Source organism: Azospirillum sp. UFLA03-27 (assembly GCF_059803775.1).
This window is the reverse complement of record NZ_JAUQTX010000015.1, coordinates 1-17,517: the sequence shown is the minus strand read 5'-3', so window position 1 is coordinate 17,517 and position 17,517 is coordinate 1. Positions and strand designations below refer to the sequence as shown.

General features: G+C 69.1%; 17 protein-coding genes, 1 tRNA gene, 1 pseudogene and 1 riboswitch. Of the genes and pseudogenes, 10 read left to right on the top strand and 9 right to left on the bottom strand.

The annotated features are described in order from the left end of the window. Positions 1 to 2: 2 nt before the first annotated feature. The 6 genes from argE to Q4I23_RS04035 form a co-directional block, all read right to left on the bottom strand. Entirely contained in the window at positions 3 to 1,199 is a 1,197-nt protein-coding gene (gene argE / locus Q4I23_RS04060) for an acetylornithine deacetylase (RefSeq protein ID WP_498525384.1), read from the bottom strand. Further along, on the bottom strand, positions 1,196 to 2,203 hold the full coding sequence (locus tag Q4I23_RS04055; protein WP_454020948.1) for an ABC transporter ATP-binding protein: 1,008 nt from the start codon (positions 2,201 to 2,203) through the stop codon (positions 1,196 to 1,198). Before Q4I23_RS04055 ends, argE begins: the two co-directional genes overlap by 4 nt. Beyond that, positions 2,200 to 3,189, bottom strand: a complete 990-nt coding sequence (locus Q4I23_RS04050) for an ABC transporter ATP-binding protein (RefSeq protein ID WP_498525383.1) — start codon at positions 3,187 to 3,189, stop codon at positions 2,200 to 2,202. Before Q4I23_RS04050 ends, Q4I23_RS04055 begins: the two co-directional genes overlap by 4 nt. Positions 3,190 to 3,202: 13 nt before the next feature. Then, on the bottom strand, positions 3,203 to 4,105 hold the full coding sequence (locus Q4I23_RS04045) for an ABC transporter permease (protein WP_498525382.1): 903 nt from the start codon (positions 4,103 to 4,105) through the stop codon (positions 3,203 to 3,205). Continuing rightward, positions 4,102 to 5,079 (bottom strand): ABC transporter permease, encoded by a 978-nt coding sequence (locus Q4I23_RS04040; RefSeq protein ID WP_498525381.1) that lies wholly within the window; start codon positions 5,077 to 5,079, stop codon positions 4,102 to 4,104. The genes Q4I23_RS04045 and Q4I23_RS04040 overlap by 4 nt, the downstream gene beginning before the upstream one ends. 157 nt (positions 5,080 to 5,236) lie before the next feature. After that, a complete protein-coding gene (locus tag Q4I23_RS04035) occupies positions 5,237 to 6,853 on the bottom strand; it encodes an ABC transporter substrate-binding protein (RefSeq protein ID WP_498525380.1) in 1,617 nt (538 codons plus the stop codon). Between the two features lie 327 nt (positions 6,854 to 7,180). On the opposite strand from Q4I23_RS04035, the gene Q4I23_RS04030 reads away from it, so the two are divergent. Continuing rightward, entirely contained in the window at positions 7,181 to 8,620 is a 1,440-nt protein-coding gene (locus Q4I23_RS04030; protein WP_498525379.1) for an aldehyde dehydrogenase family protein, read from the top strand. Between the two features lie 134 nt (positions 8,621 to 8,754). Next, complete coding sequence (locus tag Q4I23_RS04025; protein ID WP_454020954.1) at positions 8,755 to 9,213, top strand: DUF8265 family protein; 459 nt, start codon at positions 8,755 to 8,757, stop codon at positions 9,211 to 9,213. A 3-nt stretch (positions 9,214 to 9,216) separates the two neighbouring features. Here Q4I23_RS04025 and lipB read toward each other — a convergent pair whose 3' ends face one another. Next, positions 9,217 to 9,939: a lipoyl(octanoyl) transferase LipB gene (gene lipB, locus Q4I23_RS04020; protein WP_498525378.1), complete on the bottom strand. Its 723-nt coding sequence runs from the start codon at positions 9,937 to 9,939 to the stop codon at positions 9,217 to 9,219. 125 nt (positions 9,940 to 10,064) lie between these two features. On the opposite strand from lipB, the gene Q4I23_RS04015 reads away from it, so the two are divergent. Continuing rightward, positions 10,065 to 10,151: transfer RNA gene (locus tag Q4I23_RS04015), tRNA-Leu, on the top strand. A 120-nt stretch (positions 10,152 to 10,271) separates the two neighbouring features. On the opposite strand, the gene Q4I23_RS04010 is transcribed toward Q4I23_RS04015, so the two are convergent. Continuing rightward, the gene (locus tag Q4I23_RS04010; protein ID WP_145687400.1) at positions 10,272 to 10,574 is read right to left on the bottom strand and encodes an STAS domain-containing protein; all 303 of its coding nucleotides are present in this window, start codon (positions 10,572 to 10,574) and stop codon (positions 10,272 to 10,274) included. Positions 10,575 to 10,871: 297 nt separating this feature from the next. Here Q4I23_RS04010 and mgtE point away from each other — a divergent pair, with 297 nt between their 5' ends. The 7 genes from mgtE (at position 10,872) to Q4I23_RS03975 (ending at position 16,392) form a co-directional block, all read left to right on the top strand. Beyond that, positions 10,872 to 12,311: a magnesium transporter gene (mgtE, locus tag Q4I23_RS04005; RefSeq protein WP_498525377.1), complete on the top strand. Its 1,440-nt coding sequence runs from the start codon at positions 10,872 to 10,874 to the stop codon at positions 12,309 to 12,311. Between the two features lie 46 nt (positions 12,312 to 12,357). Then, positions 12,358 to 12,461, top strand: a riboswitch (TPP riboswitch). After that, positions 12,453 to 13,622 (top strand): glycine oxidase ThiO, encoded by a 1,170-nt coding sequence (gene thiO / locus Q4I23_RS04000; RefSeq protein WP_498525376.1) that lies wholly within the window; start codon positions 12,453 to 12,455, stop codon positions 13,620 to 13,622. Its footprint overlaps the riboswitch before it by 9 nt. Further along, a complete protein-coding gene (thiS, locus tag Q4I23_RS03995) occupies positions 13,619 to 13,828 on the top strand; it encodes a sulfur carrier protein ThiS (protein ID WP_014199889.1) in 210 nt (69 codons plus the stop codon). Before thiO ends, thiS begins: the two co-directional genes overlap by 4 nt. 46 nt (positions 13,829 to 13,874) lie before the next feature. Then, positions 13,875 to 14,645: a thiazole synthase gene (locus tag Q4I23_RS03990; RefSeq protein WP_498525375.1), complete on the top strand. Its 771-nt coding sequence runs from the start codon at positions 13,875 to 13,877 to the stop codon at positions 14,643 to 14,645. Between the two features lie 63 nt (positions 14,646 to 14,708). Then, positions 14,709 to 15,152, top strand: a complete 444-nt coding sequence (locus Q4I23_RS03985) for a PaaI family thioesterase (protein ID WP_498525374.1) — start codon at positions 14,709 to 14,711, stop codon at positions 15,150 to 15,152. A gap of 38 nt (positions 15,153 to 15,190) precedes the next feature. Further along, on the top strand, positions 15,191 to 15,664 hold the full coding sequence (locus Q4I23_RS03980; protein WP_498525373.1) for a hypothetical protein: 474 nt from the start codon (positions 15,191 to 15,193) through the stop codon (positions 15,662 to 15,664). A 29-nt stretch (positions 15,665 to 15,693) separates the two neighbouring features. After that, positions 15,694 to 16,392: an NnrU family protein gene (locus tag Q4I23_RS03975; protein WP_498525372.1), complete on the top strand. Its 699-nt coding sequence runs from the start codon at positions 15,694 to 15,696 to the stop codon at positions 16,390 to 16,392. A 16-nt stretch (positions 16,393 to 16,408) separates the two neighbouring features. Here Q4I23_RS03975 and Q4I23_RS03970 read toward each other — a convergent pair. Beyond that, positions 16,409 to 17,517: pseudogene (locus tag Q4I23_RS03970) on the bottom strand (hypothetical protein); the annotation flags it as partial.

The following is a 17,517-nucleotide window of genomic DNA, read 5'->3' as shown; positions in this document are numbered from 1 at the left end:
CATTACAGGCCCTTCTTCGCGGCGTCCCTCAGCCGGTGCAGGAAACGCTCGGCGCGGGCGAGTTCGCTCAGCTCCACATACTCGTCGGGCTTGTGGGCCTGCTCGATGTCGCCGGGGCCGCAGACCACGGCGGGGATGTTGGCGATGCTGGTGAACAGCGCGCCCTCCGTGCCGAAGGCCACCTTGCCATGGCCGTTCTGCTCGGCGAGGTTCTTGACCAGCGTCACCTCCTCCGAATCCGGCGGGGTATCGAGCGCCGGGCTGTCCGACAGGGTCTCCCAGGAGAAGCCGGCATCGGGGCGGACGGCGCGCATCTCCGGTTCCAGCGTCTTGGCGAAGTCCCGCAGTTCCTTCAGCATCGGCGCGACGGGATGGTCGGCGAGATGCCGGATCTCGAACTCGAAGGAGGCGTCCGAGGGGACGATGTTGCGGGCCGTGCCGCCCTCCATCACCCCGGTGTGCACCGTGGTGAAGGGCACGTCGTAATCGTGGTCGAACGGCCCCTGCTCGGCGAAGCGGCGGCCCATGCCGCGCAGGAATGACACCAGCTCCGCCGCGTATTCCACCGCGTTCACCCCCTGCGGGGCGAGCGAGGAGTGGCAGGCGTGGCCGTGGACGCGGCAGCGCAGCGCCACCTTTCCCTTATGGCCGACGATCACCCGCATCCGCGTCGGCTCCCCGACGATGCACAGGCGCGGCTTGACCGCCATCCCGGCGAGTTGGGTCAGCAGGCCGGGCACGCCGAGGCAGCCCAGCTCCTCGTCGTAGGAGAAGGCGTAATGGACCGGGGTCGTCAGGTTGGCGGCCAGGAAGTCCGGCGCCATCGCCAGCGCCGCCGCGATGAAGCCCTTCATGTCCGCCGTGCCGCGCCCGAACAGCTTGCCGTCGCGCTCCGTCAGGGTGAAGGGATCGCTGGACCAGTCCTGGTCATCCACCGGCACCACGTCGGTGTGGCCGGACAGGCAGACGCCGCCGCGGTTCATCGGGCCGATGGTGGCGTAGAGGTTGGCCTTGGTCCGCTCCTCGTTGAACACCAGCGTGCTGGACACGCCCAGCGCCGCGAGATGGTCGCGGATGTAGTGGATCAGGTCGAGGTTGGAGTTGCGGCTGGTCGTGTCGAAGGCGATCAGGTCGCGCAGCAGCTCCAGCGTGCGCGGGCTGCACGCGGAAGGGCCGGCGGGATCGGGTGCGGGCATCATGGACCTGTGGTTTCGTTCAGATGGCAGGCGGACCAGCGCCGGGGCGCGATCTCGCGCAGGGCCGGACGTTCCGCCGAACAACGTGGCATCGCGTGCAGGCAGCGCGGGTGAAAGGCGCAGCCCGACGGCGGGTTGAGGGGCGATGGAATCTCTCCGCGGATCGGCGCGAACCGCCGCTTCTCCACGGACACGCGCGGCGCCTCGTCCAACAGCGCCTTGGCATAGGGATGATTGGGTTTGTCGAACAGCTCCGGTGTCGGGGCCAACTCCACGATCCGTCCAAGATACATGATCGCGGTGCGGTCGGAAATGTGTTCCACGACGCCCAGGTCGTGGCTGATGAAGAGATAGGTCAGCGACAGCTCTTTGCGCAGGCGCATGAAGAGATTGATGATCTGCGCCTGGATCGACACGTCCAGCGCCGCGACGGACTCGTCGCAGACCAGCACGTCCGGCTTCACCGCCAGCGCGCGGGCGATGCCGATGCGCTGCCTCTGCCCGCCGGAGAACTGGTGCGGGTAGCGCCGCAGATAGGCGGGGTCCAGCCCGACCTGCCGGAGCGTCGCGGCCACATACTCCTCCGCTTCGCGCCGCGGGACCAGCCCGTGGACCACCGGCGCCTCCCCGACGATGTCGGCCACGCGCAGGCGCGGGTTGAGCGAGGCCATGGGGTCCTGGAAGACCATCTGGATCTTCAGGTTTGCGTGGTGGCGGTCGGCCGGGGACAGCTCCCGCAAGTCGCGGCCGCGCCAGCGCAGGGTGCCGGCGCTGGGCGGCAGGATGCCGGCGACCATGCGGCCCAGCGTGCTCTTGCCGCAGCCGGATTCGCCGACCAGCCCGACCACCTCGCCCTCGGCGATGGACAGGTCGACGCCGCTAACCGCCTGCACCGCCCGGTCGTCGATGGCGGCTCCCAGCCGCCGGGCGAAACGCTCCACCACGTCCAGCTTTCGCGCGAAGCGTTTGGTCAGCCCGTTGAGCTCGATGATCGGAGCAGCGGTCATGCGGCGTCTCCCCGCGCTTCGGCCGCGACGGGGTTCCAGCAGCGCCAGGCGCGGTCCTCCCGCTCGCCGCTCAACTCCGGCATCGCTGTACAGGCTCCGGTGGACCGGTCGCAGCGCGGGCGGAAGGCGCAGCCCTCCGGCAGGTCGAGGACGGAGGGCGTCATGCCGGGGATGGAGCGCAGCGGCACGCCGCGCCGGTTGCGGCTGGGCACCGACTCCAGCAGGCCGCGGGTGTAGGGGTGGCGCGGGTTGCCGATGATCTCGGCCACTGTCCCGGTTTCCACCACCCGGCCGGCATACATCACCGCCACCCGGTCGGCCAGCGCCGACACGACGGCGAGGTCGTGGGTAACCCAGATCAGCGCCGTTCCCATCTCGCGGCAGAGCTTCTGCACCTCGAACAAGATCTGCGCCTGGATGGTGACGTCGAGCGCGGTGGTCGGCTCGTCGGCGATGATCAGGTCCGGCGAGTGCAGCAGCGCGATGGCGATGGCGACGCGCTGGCGCATCCCGCCGGAGAACTGGTGCGGGTAGGCGGCCAGCCGCTCGTCGGGCGAGGCGATGCCGACGCGGGCCAGCGCCCGGCGCGAGCGCTCCCACGCTTCCGCCCGGCTGACCTTGTCATGAGCCCGCACGGCCTCGACCATCTGCGTGCCGATGCTCAGCACCGGGTTCAAGGTCATCATCGGGTCCTGGAAGATCATGGCGATGCGCCGCCCGCGGATGGCGCGCAGCCGCTTCTCCCCGGCGCCTACCAGATCCTCGCCCTGGAACAGCACCCGTCCGCCGACCACCCGTCCCGGCGGATCGACAAGGCCGAGGATGGATTGCCCGGTCACCGACTTGCCGGAACCGGATTCGCCGACCAGCCCAAGGATCTCGCCGCGGGCGAGCGTCAGGCTCACCCCGTCCACCGCCTTCACGGTGCCGGCGCGGGTGAGGAAATGGGTCTTCAGCCCGTCCACGCGCAGCAGGGGTTCGGTCATCGCGTGCCCCTTCTCAATGGTTCAGGCGTGGGTTGAGGACGTCGCGCAGCCGGTCCCCGACCAGATTGATCGCCACGATGGTGACCAGCAGGGCGAGGCCGGGGAACAGGCTGACCCAGTAATCGCCCGACAGCATGTACTGGTAGCCCGACGCGATCAGCATCCCCAGCGATGGCTGGGTCACCGGCACGCCGACGCCGAGGAAGCTCAGCGTCGCCTCCAGAGCGATGGCATGGGCGACCTGCACCGTCGCCACGACGATCAGCGGCGGCAGGCAGTTGGGCAGCAGGTGGCGCATCATGATCCGCCGGTGGGGCAATGCCAGGCATTGCGCGGCCTCGATGTATTCCTTGCGCCGCTCCACCAGGGCGGAGCCGCGGATGGTCCGCGCGTAATAGGCCCACTGCACGGCGGCGAGAGCGACGATGACCTTGTCCACCCCCTTGCCCAGCAGGGCCAGCAGGATCAGCGCGATCAGGATCGCTGGGAATGAGAGCTGGATGTCGACCAGCCGCATGACCAGCCCGTCCACCCGGTCCCCCGCGTAGGCAGCGAGCAGCCCGACCGCCACCCCGACGGCGAGCGCGATCAGCGTGGCGACCACCCCGACCAGCAGGCTGGTGCGCAGCCCGAAGACGATGGCCGACAGCATGTCGCGTCCCTGGTCGTCGGTGCCCAGCCAATAGGTCCAGCCGCCGCCGCCCAGCGATCCCGGCGCCATCATGCCGTCGAGGATGTCCAGTTGCGCGAGGTCGTAGGGGTCCTGCGGCACCACCCAGCGGGCGAGCAGGGCGGCGAGCACGATCAGCACCAGCACCGCCAGCCCGGCCAGCGCCGTGCGCGACCGCGCGAAGTCCCGCGCCAGCCGCAGGAACGGCGTCTCGACCGACGGGGCCTTGGCCGCGACGCTGCTCATGCCCGCCCTCCGCCCAGCCGGATTCGCGGGTCGAGCAGCGAATAGACCAGATCGACGATCAGGTTGATGACCACGAACAGCAGCACCGTCACCAGCAGGTAGGCGATCACCACCGGCCGGTCGAGCTGGAGGATGCTGTCGATCAGCAGCTTGCCCATGCCCGGCCAGGCGAAGACCGATTCCGTGACCACCGAGAAGGCGATGACGCTGCCCAGCTCCAGCCCGAGGACGGTGACCACCGGGATCATGATGTTCTTCAGGATGTGCACCCCGACCACCCGAGCGGGTGCCAGCCCCTTGGCGCGGGCGAACTTCACATAGTCCTGCAAGGCGACCTCCCGCGTGCCGGCGCGGGCCAGACGGATGACCAGCGACAGCTTGAACAGGGCCAGATTGACAGCCGGCAGGATCAGATGGGCCAGCCCATCGGCGGTCAGGAAACTCCACTGCACGCCGAACAGGCCGGCCGTCTCGCCGCGTCCGCCCGCCGGCAGCCAGCCCAGCGTCACCGCGAAGGCCATGATGAGCATCATGCCCACCCAGAAGGTGGGCAGCGAGAAGCCGAGGATCGAGCCGGTCATGATGACCCGCCCGGCCAAGCTGTCCGGCTTCAGCCCGGCCCACAGCCCCAGCGGGATGCCCAGCACCACGGCCACCAGCATGGCGCAGAGCGCCAGCTCCAGCGTCGCCGGGAATCGCTGCAGCACGAGGCCGAGCGCCGGCACCCCATGCACGAAGCTGGTGCCGAGGTCGCCGCCGAGCGCGCTGTCCACGAAGCGCAGGAACTGCTCGTGCATGGGCTTGTCGAGCCCCAGCCGGGCGATGGCGGCGGCGCGTTCGAATTCGTCGGCCTCGGGGCTGATGAGCACGTCGATGGGATTGCCGATGGCGAAGATGCCGGAGAAGACCAGCACCGACATCGCCACCACGACGACCGCGCTCTGCGCCAGCCGCCGGAGGATGAAGACAAGCATGGATTTAGCCCCTTAACCCTCTCCCCTCTGGGGAGAGGGTGGCCCGGAGGGCCGGTGAGGGGGATGCGCGTTGCGGAGCGTTCGGCAGAAGCGCAACCCCCTCACCCTAACCCTCTCCCCAGAGGGGAGAGGGGAAGAGGGCCGCGGCCAAACCACGTTACTTCGCGGGGGTCACCTTCTGCGCCAGCGTGTACTGGTCGGCGCGCGGTTCGTAGCTCAGCCCCTTCTTCATCGCCCAAACCGTTACTTCGTAATGCAGCGGGATGATGATGTCGGCGTCCACCGCGCGCTTCACCGCGGCCTGGAGCAGCTTCTCCCGCTTCGCGTCGTCCACGGTCGCCAGCGCGGTGTCCAGCATACCGTCCAGCTCCGGGTCGGAGTAGCTGGTGTAGTTGGTGGTGCCGTAGCCCTTCTCCTTGATCGGCGTGGCGATCAGCGCCTTCAGCGGCGACGACATCTCGCCCGAATCGGCCCCCCAGCCGGCCAGAAAGACGCTGTATTCCTGCTTGTTGCGCTTGGAGAAGAAGACGTTGGCGGTGGTCGCGTCGACCTGGGTCTGCACGCCGATGCGGGTGAACATCTGGGCGACCGCCTGGGCCACCTTGTCGTCGTTGATGTAGCGGTCGTTCGGCGTGCCGAGCGTGAGCTGGAAGCCCTTCGGGTAGCCGGCCTCGGCCAGGAGCTGCTTGGCCTTGTTGGCGTCGGTGGCGACCGTGACCTCCGGGTTGTTGCCGTAGAAGCCCGCGGGGAGGTACTGGTTTGCCGGCTCCGCCACGCCTATCATGATGCGCTTCACGATGGCGTCGCGGTCCACCGCCAGCGACAACGCCTTGCGCACCTTCGGGTCCTTCAACGGATTCTTGCCGTCGGTCCCGGTGATGGTCGGCGGAGTGTCCTGGACGCCCAGCGCCAGATAGATCACGCGGTTCGACTGGGCCTGGGCCAGGGAGACGTTGGGGGCGGACTTCAGCCGCTCAATGTCCTGCACCGGGGGCGATTCGATCAGGTCCACGTCGCCTGCCAGCAGGGCGGCGACGCGCGGCCCGTCGCTGGTGATCGGACGGAAGACCACCGTGTCCCAGGCCGGTTGCGGCCCCCAGTAGTCGGGGTTGCGCTCCAGCACCTGCCGGTCGCCCTTGGTGTAGGACTTGTGCTTGAACGGCCCGGTGCCGATCATCAGCGAGCCGTCGTTGAAGGCCTGGGTGGTCGGCCAGGAGTCGGCCTTGCAGCCCGCCTTGTCGAAGGTGACGGTCTCTCCGCCCGCCGCCTTGGCGGAGATGATGCCGAAGGTCGACAGTTCCACCGGCAGAAGCGGGTAGGGCTTGCCGGTCTTGATGACGAGGGTGTGCGGGTCCGGCGCCTCGATCCCCGCGATGCCCTTGGTGTAGACGGTGAAGGAGGAGGGGCTGTTGGCGACGTTCGGGATGCGGCAGACCGAATAGACGAAGTCCTGCGCCGTGAACTCGGTGCCGTCGTGGAACTTCACGCCCTTGCGCAGCTTGAATTCCCAGGTCGTCTCGTCGATGGCACGCCAGCTTTCCGCCAGTTCGGGCTGGAGCCGCATCTTGGCGTCCATGCTGACCAGCGATTCGAACACATGCTTGCGGGCGCGCGTGTTGGGGCCGAGGTTGTGGTAGTGCGGGTCGAGCGCGCTCGGCTCCGCCGAGGTTCCCACTGTCAGGGTGGCGGCCTGCGACGGCGTTGGGGCCGCGGCCAGCAGGGCCAGGCAGGCTGCCGCCGGCAGGAGTGGTTTGACGATTCCGAAACGCAGCACATCCGCAAGGCGCCGATCACGCCAATGCCGATCACGTAAGGCCATCCCTCGTCCCCCTGATTGTACGTTTGGTTTGTACCCGTGAAGCAGGCTCCCAGCCCTTGGGCCACGGTTTCTGCGGCCCGATTCTTGTCGTTCGGCTCGCCGCAAGCGGGGCGGCGGCACGTATGTGTTCAACGATCAGACCGTGAAACCATTGAACTGTCAACAGGATCCGGTCTTCTGACCTATCCGGATTTTCCGGTGGGAAAGCTTTGGCAAACGGCGCCGGACGGGGCAGGATCGTTTCACCCGAAAATGCCAACGAAGAGAGCAAGGGGATTAGAGATGAAGACCTGCCAATCCTTCTACATCGGCGGCGCCTGGACCGAACCCGCGGCGGGCGCTACCGTGATGGAGGTGTTGAACCCGGCGACGGAGCAGGTGTCGGGCACCGTGGCGCTCGGCGGGCCGGAGGACGCGCAGCGCGCGGTGGCCGCGGCCCACGCCGCCTTCGACGGCTTTTCCCGCACCCCCCTGAACGAGCGGCTGGACCTGCTGGCCGCCGTCTGCGCGCTCTTCGAGAAGCGCATGGACGAGGTAGCCGACGCCATCACCGAGGAGATGGGCGCGCCCCTGGCGGCGCTGTCCAAGCCGGCGCAGGCCTTCATGGGGCTGGCCCATTTCAAGACGGCTCTGGAGGCCGCCCGCGAATACCCGTTCGAGCGGACCCGCGGCACCACCCGCATCCTGCGCGAGCCGGTCGGCGTCTGCGCGATGATCACGCCGTGGAACTGGCCGATCAACCAGATCGCCTGCAAGGTCGCCCCGGCGCTCGCCACCGGCTGCACGATGGTGCTGAAGCCCAGCGAGTTCGCTCCCTATTCGGCCTGGATCTTCACCGAGATCCTGCACGAGGCCGGGGTTCCGGCGGGCGTCTTCAACATGTTCTACGGCGACGGCGCGGTGGTCGGCCCGGTCCTGGCCTCGCACCCGCTGGTCGACATGGTGTCGCTGACCGGCTCCACCCGCGCCGGGGCGTCGGTCTCCCACAACGCCGCCGACAGCATCAAGCGCGTGTCGCTGGAACTGGGCGGCAAGTCCGCCAACATCATCTGCGAGAGCGCCGACCTGACCAAGGCGGTGACCCACGGCGTGCGGTCGATGATGTCCAACACCGGGCAGAGCTGCAACGCGCCGTCCCGCATGTATGTCCCGGCCTCCCGCCTGGACGAGGCGGAGACGATCGCCGCCCAGGTCTGCGCCCGTCTGGTGGTCGGCGATCCGCGCGGCGACCGCACCGGCGTCGGCCCGATCGCCAACCAGCGCCAATACGAGCGGGTGCAGCGCCTGATCCAGGCCGGCATCGAGGAGGGGGCCACCCTGCTGTGCGGCGGTCCGGGCCGTCCGGAGGGGCTGGAGCGTGGCTTCTACGCCAAGCCCACCGTCTTCAGCCGCGCCACCGATGGCATGACCATCATGCGCGAGGAGATCTTCGGCCCGGTCCTCACCATCCGCCCCTACGAGGATATCGAGGAGGCGATCCGCAGCGCCAACGACTCGCTCTACGGTCTGTCCGGCTACGTCTACGCCGGCACGGTGGACGAGGCGCGGGCGGTGGCGAAGCGGCTTCGCACCGGCATGGTGCACCTGAACGGCGCCTCCATCGACCTTGCCGCTCCCTTCGGCGGCTACAAGCAGTCCGGCATCGGGCGCGAGTGGGGCGAGGTCGGTTTCGAGGAGTTCCTGGAGACCAAGTCCGTCTACGGCAGCGACCCGGCGGCGTAGGGAGCCGCCTGGTGCTCGATACTCCCTCTCCCGATCTCCGGGAGAGGGTTTCGGGAGGGGGCAAACAGGTTGGGATGAGCGGCAAAAGGCCAAAATCAGTGCCACGGCTCCTGTGCGGTGCAGCCCGAAGCCTATTGATTCTCGGCGTGCTGGGCGCCGGGGCGGCCTGGGCCAAGGGGCCGCTCGACCGTACGGAGCCGGGACACATGCCGCCGGTGCCGCCCGGCGGCTATGACCTGCCGCTCTCGCCGCCGGTGGTCCAGTTCCCGCTGCCGCCGCAATGGGTGATGATCCGCTCCTCCCAGGACTGGCGGCACGCCGGGACCTTCGAGAAGGAGCTGAGCAAGGCCTGCGCCTCCCGCCAGTTCCGGGAGCAGATGCCCCTGCGTTATCGCGCCATCTTCAAGGGTGAGGTTCTGGGCGTCGCCTTCGGCCATGGCCTGAACCTGCATGACCCGAAGAAGCAGGCGAACCGCCGGCTGATCTATCTCTTCCGCAACGGCGACAGCACCGGCTGCACCATCGTGTCGATCACCAACGAGGATGTGCGCGTCCTGAACGACGCGCAGCCCGCTGGAGCGACGAAGCGGTAGGGCTCACTCGTCTTCCGACCCGCCGCCGAAGACCTCCGCGAAGCTGGCGATCATGGCGGCGTCCACATCCTCCATGGTGACGAGGTGGCCGAGCGCGACGATGGAGGTCACCCCATGCTCGCTGATGCCGCAGGGGACGATGCCGGCGAAGTGCGACAGGTCCGGCTCGACGTTCAGGGCGACGCCGTGGAAACTGACCCAGCGGCGCACGCGCACGCCGATCGCGGCGATCTTGTCCTCCTGGCCTGGGGCGCCGCCGTAGGGTTGCTTATCCACCCAGATGCCGACGCGGCCCTCCCGCCGTTCGCCGCGGATGTTTAAGCCGGCCAGCGTGCGGATCAGCCATTCCTCAAGGTCGTGGACGAAGGCGCGGATGTCGGCGCCGCGTGTCTTCAGGTCCAGCATCACATAGGCCACGCGCTGCCCCGGCCCGTGGTAGGTGAACTGCCCGCCGCGCCCGGCCTGATAGACGGGGAAGCGGCCCGGCTCCAGCAGGTCCTCCTCCCGCGCGCTCGTGCCGGCGGTGTAAAGGGGCGGATGCTCCAGCAGCCAGACCAGCTCCGGCGCAGTGCCGGCGCGGATGGCCTCGACGCGCGCCTCCATTTCGGCCAGCGCGTCGGGGTAGGGGACGGGCGTGTCGCTGATCCGCCACTCCACCGCTCGCGCCGGGACGGCATCGGCGGCGGCATCGGCGGCGGGCGGAATAGGGGCGGTGAGATCGGTCATGCCGATGTTATGAACTTTCTTTGGCAAAAACGCGAGACACCGCTTGATCGGGCGATGGGGATCTGCTATTCCCCCGCTCCACCCGATGAGGGGAGCAGTTCCCTCCTCGGTTCTACCAGCCTTGTGCGGTCGTGGCGGAATTGGTAGACGCGCAGCGTTGAGGTCGCTGTGGCAGAGATGCCGTGGAAGTTCGAGTCTTCTCGACCGCACCATCCCCCCGAAACGGGGGATCAGGCAAACAAACGAAAAGCCCGCCGGTCCATCGGACCACAGCGGGCTTTTTCGTTTTCAGGCCGCCCGGATCAGGGCTGTTTCTTCCGGGCCGCTCCGCCTCAGCGGAACTCCACATACTGATCGAGCGCCACGCGCCGCATGGTCTGCACGATGTAGGGCTGCGCGTTGTGCACCGTCACCAGCCCCTTGGCGTCGCGGCAACGGTTGGCAAGGACGAACAGCATGCCGATCGCCGCGGAGTCGAGAAAGGTCAGATAACGCAGGTCCAGCCGCACCTCGGGCCGCGCGCCGATGTCCCAATCCGCCAGCAGGTCGTGGAACTTGCGGCTGTCGTCGTAGGTGAAACGCCCCGACAGCATGATCCCCTCCTGACCGTCGATGTCGGTGTAGGCGTACTCCATCGTCACATCCGCTGGCCGGTGGTGTCGGTTCTTCTCGGGCTGCGCGAGGTGGAAAGCCCCGCGCGCATTATGGGTGCACGAATTGTGAAGCCCACGCAAGCAATTGCGCGCAGGGCCGGAGGGCCCGGACCGGTCCGCCGGGCTGGACAAAACAGCGGCACACCTATATTCGGTGGGCGCCCCGACGGGATTCCGCGAGGGCTCCCCACCAACCCGCAAACGCCGGTGCGCCATGGTCGGCCGATCGCAGGACCATGCCGTCACGCCGCATTGCCATCGTGAAGGGAGGGTGCCGCCATGCACACCGACCGCCAGGAACCGGATCGTATCCAGGACGATGTGCCGCACCCGGCCGAACGCCCCGACCCGCCCCGCGAGGACGGCGAGGAGGAGCGCGCCTATGGTGTTGAGCCGGAGTTCGTGGAGGAGATCGTCGAGCGGCTGCACGCCGGACGGCGCGACGATCTGCGCGCGGAGGTGGACAAGCTTCACCCCGCCGACATCGCCGACCTGATCGAGCAACTCGGCCACGACGACCGGGAGGCGCTGATCGGCGTCCTGCGCCCCGACTTCGACGGCGAGGTGCTGAGCTACCTCAACCCCGATCTCCGCGAGGAGATCGTCGAGCTGTTCGAGCCGAAGGAGCTGGCCGCCGCCGTCGCGGAGCTGGACACCGACGACGCCGTCGACGTCATCGAGGATCTGGACGAGGACACCCGGCGCGAGGTTCTGGAGAATCTGCCGGCCGCCGACCGGGCGCTGGTCCAGGAGAACCTGACCTACGACGAGTACACCGCCGGCCGCCTGATGCAGCGCGATCTGGTGGCGGTGCCGCAGTTCTGGACGGTGGGCAAGACCATCGATTACGTCCGCGCCGCCACCGACGAGCTGCCGGAGGACTTCTACGACATCTTCGTCGTCGATCCGATGCACCGGGTGGTCGGTGCGGTGCCGCTGTCGCGCCTGCTGCGCCAGAAGCGGTCGGTCCGCATCGCCGATCTGGTGACGGAGGAGGTGGACACCATCCCCGCCACTATGGACCAGGAGGAGGTGGCGAACCTGTTCCGCCAATACGCCCTGGTCTCCGCCCCCGTGGTGGACGCCGGTGGGCGGCTGATCGGCGTCATCACCGTCGACGACGTGGTCCACATCATCGACGAGGAGGCCGAGGACGACATCGGCAAGCTGGGCGGCGTCGGCGACACCTCCATCTACCGCTCGGTTCTGGAAACCTCGCGCTCGCGCATTTCCTGGCTGGGCGTGAATCTGTTTACCGCCTTCGCGGCGGCGGGCGTCATCTCGCTGTTCGAGGCGACCATCGAACAGATCGTGGCGCTGGCCGTGCTGATGCCGATCACCGCCTCAATGGGCGGCAACGCCGGGACCCAGACCCTGACCGTGGCGGTGCGCGCCCTGGCGACACGCGAGCTGTCGTCCTCCAACGCCCCCCGCGTGGTGGGTAAGGAGGTGCTCGTTGGGCTGCTCAACGGCGCCGTCTTCGCCACGCTGGTCGGGGCCATCGCCGCGACGTGGTTCGAGCCGATGATCGGCTTGGTCATCGGCTGTGCCATGGTCATCAACCTGTTCGTCGCCGGCCTGTGCGGGGTGCTGATTCCCATCGGACTGGACCGGCTGGGCGTCGATCCGGCGGTGGCGAGTTCGGTCTTCCTGACCACCATGACCGACGTCATCGGGTTCCTGTCCTTCTTGGGGCTGGCGTCGCTTTTGTTGTTGTGACCAACGAAAAGGGGCTTGCCAAAGGCGGTCCTCTTCCGGATGATCCGGGCATTGGCTGGGGTGCCGTGCGGGATGCGCTCGTGCGGCTGAGATCACACCCATCGAACCTGTCTGGATAATGCCAGCGAAGGGAGCCGCCGCATGGTATCCGCGCCCTTATTTCATTCTGATTCCGCGAAACCCACCGTCGCCGTGATCGGCGCCGGGGTGGTCGGCCTCTCCATCGCCTGGAGGCTGGCCGTCGCCGGCTGCCGGGTTGAGGTCTTCGACCGTGGCGCTGCCGGCCGGGGCGCCAGCCACGCCGCGGGCGGGATGCTCGCCGCCTGCGTGGAGACCGAACCCGGCGAAGAGAGCCTTCTGCCGCTGACCCGCGCCTCCCAGGACCTGTGGCCCGCCTTCGCGGCGGAGTTGGAGGCCGCCTCCGGCATGGCGGTGGACCTGCGCGGCGAAGGCACGATGGTCATCGCGCTGAACGCCGACGACGCCGCCAAGGTGCGGTTCCTGCACGACTTCCAGACCAAGCTCGGCCTGCCCGTGGAATGGCTGAGCGGGGCGGAGGTGCGTCGGCGCGAACCCTATCTCCAGCCGGGCGTGGCCGGCGCGCTGTTCTGCGCCGGCGACCATCAAGTCGACAACCGCAAGGTTGCCACCGCCCTGCACGCTGCCGCCCTGCGGGCCGGCGCCGTGGTGCACGAGTACGCCGAGGTGTCCCGCATCGAGATCCGCGGCGGCCGTGCCGTCGGCGTCCAGGTTGGCAACCGGCTTTTCGAGGCCGACCGGGTGGTTCTGGCCGCCGGGGCGTGGTCGGGTTGGATCGACAGCCTGTCCCCGGCGGTGCGTCCGCCGGTGCGTCCGGTGAAGGGCCAGATGCTCTGTTTGCGCATGGACCCCCGCCTGCCGCTGCTGCGCCATGTGGTGTGGACCCCCGGCACCTACCTGATCCCGCGGCTGGACGGGCGGCTGCTCGTCGGCGCCACGACGGAGGAGCGCGGATTCGACGACCGGCTGACCGCCGGGGGCCAGTTCGCCCTGCTGGAAGGGGCGTGGCGCGCCCTGCCGGGCATCGCCGAGCTGCCCATCGAGGAGGCATGGGCCGGATTCCGTCCCGGCACCCGCGACGACGCCCCGATCCTCGGCCTCTCGGAGGTGGAGGGGCTGGTCTACGCCACCGGGCACCACCGCAACGGCATCCTGCTGACCCCGGTCACCGCGGATTCGGTGGCGCGGCTGGTCCTGACCGGAGAGGCCGATCCGGTGATCCGCCCCTTCGCGCTCGACCGTTTCGCCCAGCCGAAGGGGGCCGCGGCATGAGCGCCCGCATCCGCGTGAACGGGCGGGAGGAGGACCTCGCCGCCCCCACCGTCGCCGCCCTGCTGGCCGGGCGGGGAATTGCCGCGGGCACGCGCGGGGTCGCGGTCGCCCTCAACGGCGCCGTCCTGCCGTCCCGCCGCTGGGACGAGACACCCTTGTCCGCGGGCGATGCCCTGGAGATCATCCGCCCCGTCCAAGGCGGCTGAACTTCTCACCCGCCGGAGCGCGGGGCCGACATCCAAGGAAACACCCATGAACGACACGCTCACCATAGCGGGCCGTGAGTTCCGCTCGCGCCTGTTTCTCGGCACCGCCGGTTATCCGAACCAGCAGGTGATGCTCGACGCGCTGGAGGCCAGCGGCAGCGAACTGGTCACGCTCGCCATCCGGCGGATCAGCCTGGACGGCTACTCGGAGAGCCTTGTCGACGTCATCGGCGACCGCGCCGGGCTGCTGCCCAACACCGCCGGCTGCCTGACCGCCAAGGAGGCGGTGCTGACCGCGCAGCTCGCCCGCGAGGCGCTGGGTGTGGACTGGATCAAGCTGGAGGTCATCGGCGACCGCGAGTTGCTCTATCCCGACGTCGAGGAACTGCTGCGCGCCACCGAGGCGCTGGTAACCGACGGCTTCACCGTTCTGCCCTACTGCAACGACGATCCGGTGACCTGCCGCAAGCTGGCCGATCTGGGGGCGGCGGCGGTGATGCCGCTGGGGGCCTTCATCGGTTCTGGCCTGGGCATTCGCAACCCGCACGCCATCGAGACGATCTGCGCGCGCAGCCCGGTGCCGGTGGTCCTGGACGCCGGAATCGGCACGGCGTCGGACGCCGCCCTGGCGATGGAGCTGGGCTGCGCCGCCGTCCTGCTGAACACCGCGGTGTCGAAGGCGCGCGATCCGGTGCGCATGGCCGCGGCGATGCGCGACGCGGTGGCGGCGGGGCGGGCGGCCCGTCTGGCCGGGCGCATGCCGAAACGCGCCTTCGCGGAGGCGTCGAGCCCGCAGCTCGGCTTGATCGGAACGTAAGGCTGGCGCAGGGTAGGGGCCGTCCGATTTGAACCCTCGAAAACGATCAGAGAGACCCGAGACGTGCCCAAGATCTTCGAACCGCGCGACCCGGACTGGGAGGCGCGCTGCCGCGCCAGTTTCGAAATCCAACCGATCTGCAAGACGCTGGGGATCGAGCTGACACGGCTGGAGCCCGGCTTCTGCGAGATGCGCCTGCCGTTCCGCGCCGACCTGACGCAGCAGCACGGCTTCTTCCACGCGGGCATGGTCAGCACGCTGGCCGACAACGCCGGGGGCTACGCCGGCTACACGCTGATGCCGGCGGGCAGCGAGGTCCTGGCGGTGGAGTTCAAGGTCAACCTGATGGCGCCGGCCAAGGGCGATGTGATGATCGCCCGCGCCCGCGTGTTGAAGCCGGGCCGCACCCTGACCGTCACCAGCGTCGAGATTTCGATGCTCGACGGCGGGGTGGAGAAGGATTGCGCCATCATGCAGCAGACCCTGTTCTGCCAAGCCCCCGCCTGACCCGCCCCAACTTTTTCCATCCGATCCAGGAGGTTCGCATGCCGCTGTCGCGTCTTTTCGGTGCCGCGCTGATCGCGGGCGCCGCCACCGTCGCCCTGGCCCAGCCGGCCCTTGCCCAGAAGAAGGAGCCGCCGGCCTGCGGCGCCGTGTCCTTCCGCGCCATCGCCCCCGGCGCGCCGGACGGCGAAACCGACGCCGGCCTCTACAAGTCCCGATTCGGCAAGATCGAGGTGAAGGCCGAGGTGAAGGGCGGGCAGGCCACCAACTATTACATGGTGCTGAACGGCAAGCGCATCGACGCCTCGGCCAACCCGCCCAAGGCCGCCGATTCCTGCCTGACGTCCAAGAGCGTCAAGCTGCCCTACCAGAAGCAGGCGGCGGGCGCTTGCACCGGCAACCGCTTCCGCGTGGTCATCGACCGTTCCGGCAAGCAACCGGTGGCCCTGTTCTTCGGCCTGCACGGCGACGATTGGGCCTATTGCAGCGGCACCACGCTGGACAAGGGCGCCTGACGAGAGGCTTCGCGACCGGGAGACCGCTCATGACCGGGACCATCGCCCATCTGTCCGCCGCGGGGCTGTTCCTGCTGCTGACGCATTTCGGCATTTCCAGCACACCGCTGCGCGCCGCGCTGGTCGGACGACTGGGTGAGAAGCCCTATCTCGGCTTCTATTCGCTGGTCTCGGCGCTGGCCTTCTGGTGGCTGGTGGCGGCCTACAACGCGGCGCCCCATGTGCCGGTGTGGCCGCCCGCCGGCGGGCTGGCCTGGGTGCCGGTCCTACTGGTGCCGGTCGCCCTGTTGCTGCTCGTCGCCGGCCTCTCCACCCCGAACCCGACCTCGGTCGGACAGGAGACGCTGCTGACCGGCGACCGGGAGCCGGTCCGCGGCATCCTGCGGGTGACGCGCAACCCGTTCCTGTGGGGCGTCGGGGTGTGGGCGGTCGCCCATATGGTGCCGAACGGCGATCAGGCCTCGCTGATCCTGTTCGGCACGCTCGCCCTGCTGGCGCTGGGCGGCAGCGTCCTGATCGACGCGAAGCTGGCGCGGCGGTTGGGGGCCGATTGGGACCGCTACGCCGCGCGCACGTCCAACCTGCCCTTCGCGGCGATCCTGGCCGGGCGCCAAAGCCTCGTCTGGCGAGAGATCGGCTGGTGGAGCCCGGCGGTGGCTCTGCTGGTCTATGGCGGGCTGCTGCACCTGCACCGGATGCTGTTCGGCGTGTCGCCGCTGCCCTGGTGACGCTCCGCCTTTACGCTCAGAACGTCATGCCGCGCACCTGATCGCGCAGCGTGTTGCGGGCGGTGTCGGCCTCCTTGCGGGCGGTGGCCAGCTCGCGGGACAGACCGTCCAGGCGGGTTTCCTGCTCGCCCATCTTGGCAATGGTCCGCTTGAACAGGTCGCTGTCGCGCGGCAGCGTGGCGAGGTTCTGGCGCAACCGCTCCTGCTCCTTGCCGATCTCCGACTGTTCGCGCTCCAGGTCGGCGACGCGGCGCTCCTTGTCGGCGACGGCGCCGCGCAGGGTCGCGACCTTAGCCAGGGCCTCGCGCGCCGCAGGCGGCAGTTCCGTGGAGGAGGCGTAGGCCCGCACCTGCTCCGGCGACATTTCCGAGATGCCGAAACGTTCGATCCGCGGCCGCTCCAGCGCGACGGCCAAGGTCACCGTCTGGCCGGCGGGCACCGCCACCGGCAAGCGGTAGGCGTCGGCGGTCAGGTCGGGAGCGGCCCCGCCGGTGGGCTGCACCAGCTCCCAGCCGGAACGCCGCGGATGCTCGACGATGACGGTGCGGTCCTCGCCCGCCGCGCCGGCAATCCGGTAGGTGGTGGTCTGGCGGTCGGTCACGGTCAGCTGCAGCACCCCGTCGGCCAGGGTGGCGCGGGACAGGGTGCGGCTCGGCTGCTCGGAGCGGTCCACCGTCACCGCCTGATCCACCGCGAAGCTGAGGATTCGGCTCTCGCCCGCCGGAAGGGTGGCCAGCCGCGCGTCGCCCACATAGGCGGCGGCCCCGCCCAGCCTTTCATAGAGCGTCAGCACGCCCGGCGGCAGGCCGGTCTCGCCGGAGTCGCCGTTGCTGAGGCGCAGCGCGGCCAGAGGGTGGCGCGGCTGGGTGTTGGGCTGGTAGAGCGACAGCCGCTCCGCCGGGATGGCGCGGGCGGTGATCGGCATCATCATCGTGCCGCCGTTGGCCAGGGTCACCGGCTGCGGGTAGCGGAACAGCACCTGCGCCGTCGCCTCCGTGCTTTCGGCGGGGGTGGTCTCCGCCGCGCGCTGGGGCATCGCGCCGGCAAAGGGCGCGCTCATGGCCGGTGCCGGGGCCGGCCATGAGCTGTCTCTTATACACATCTCCGAGCCCACGAGACTATAAC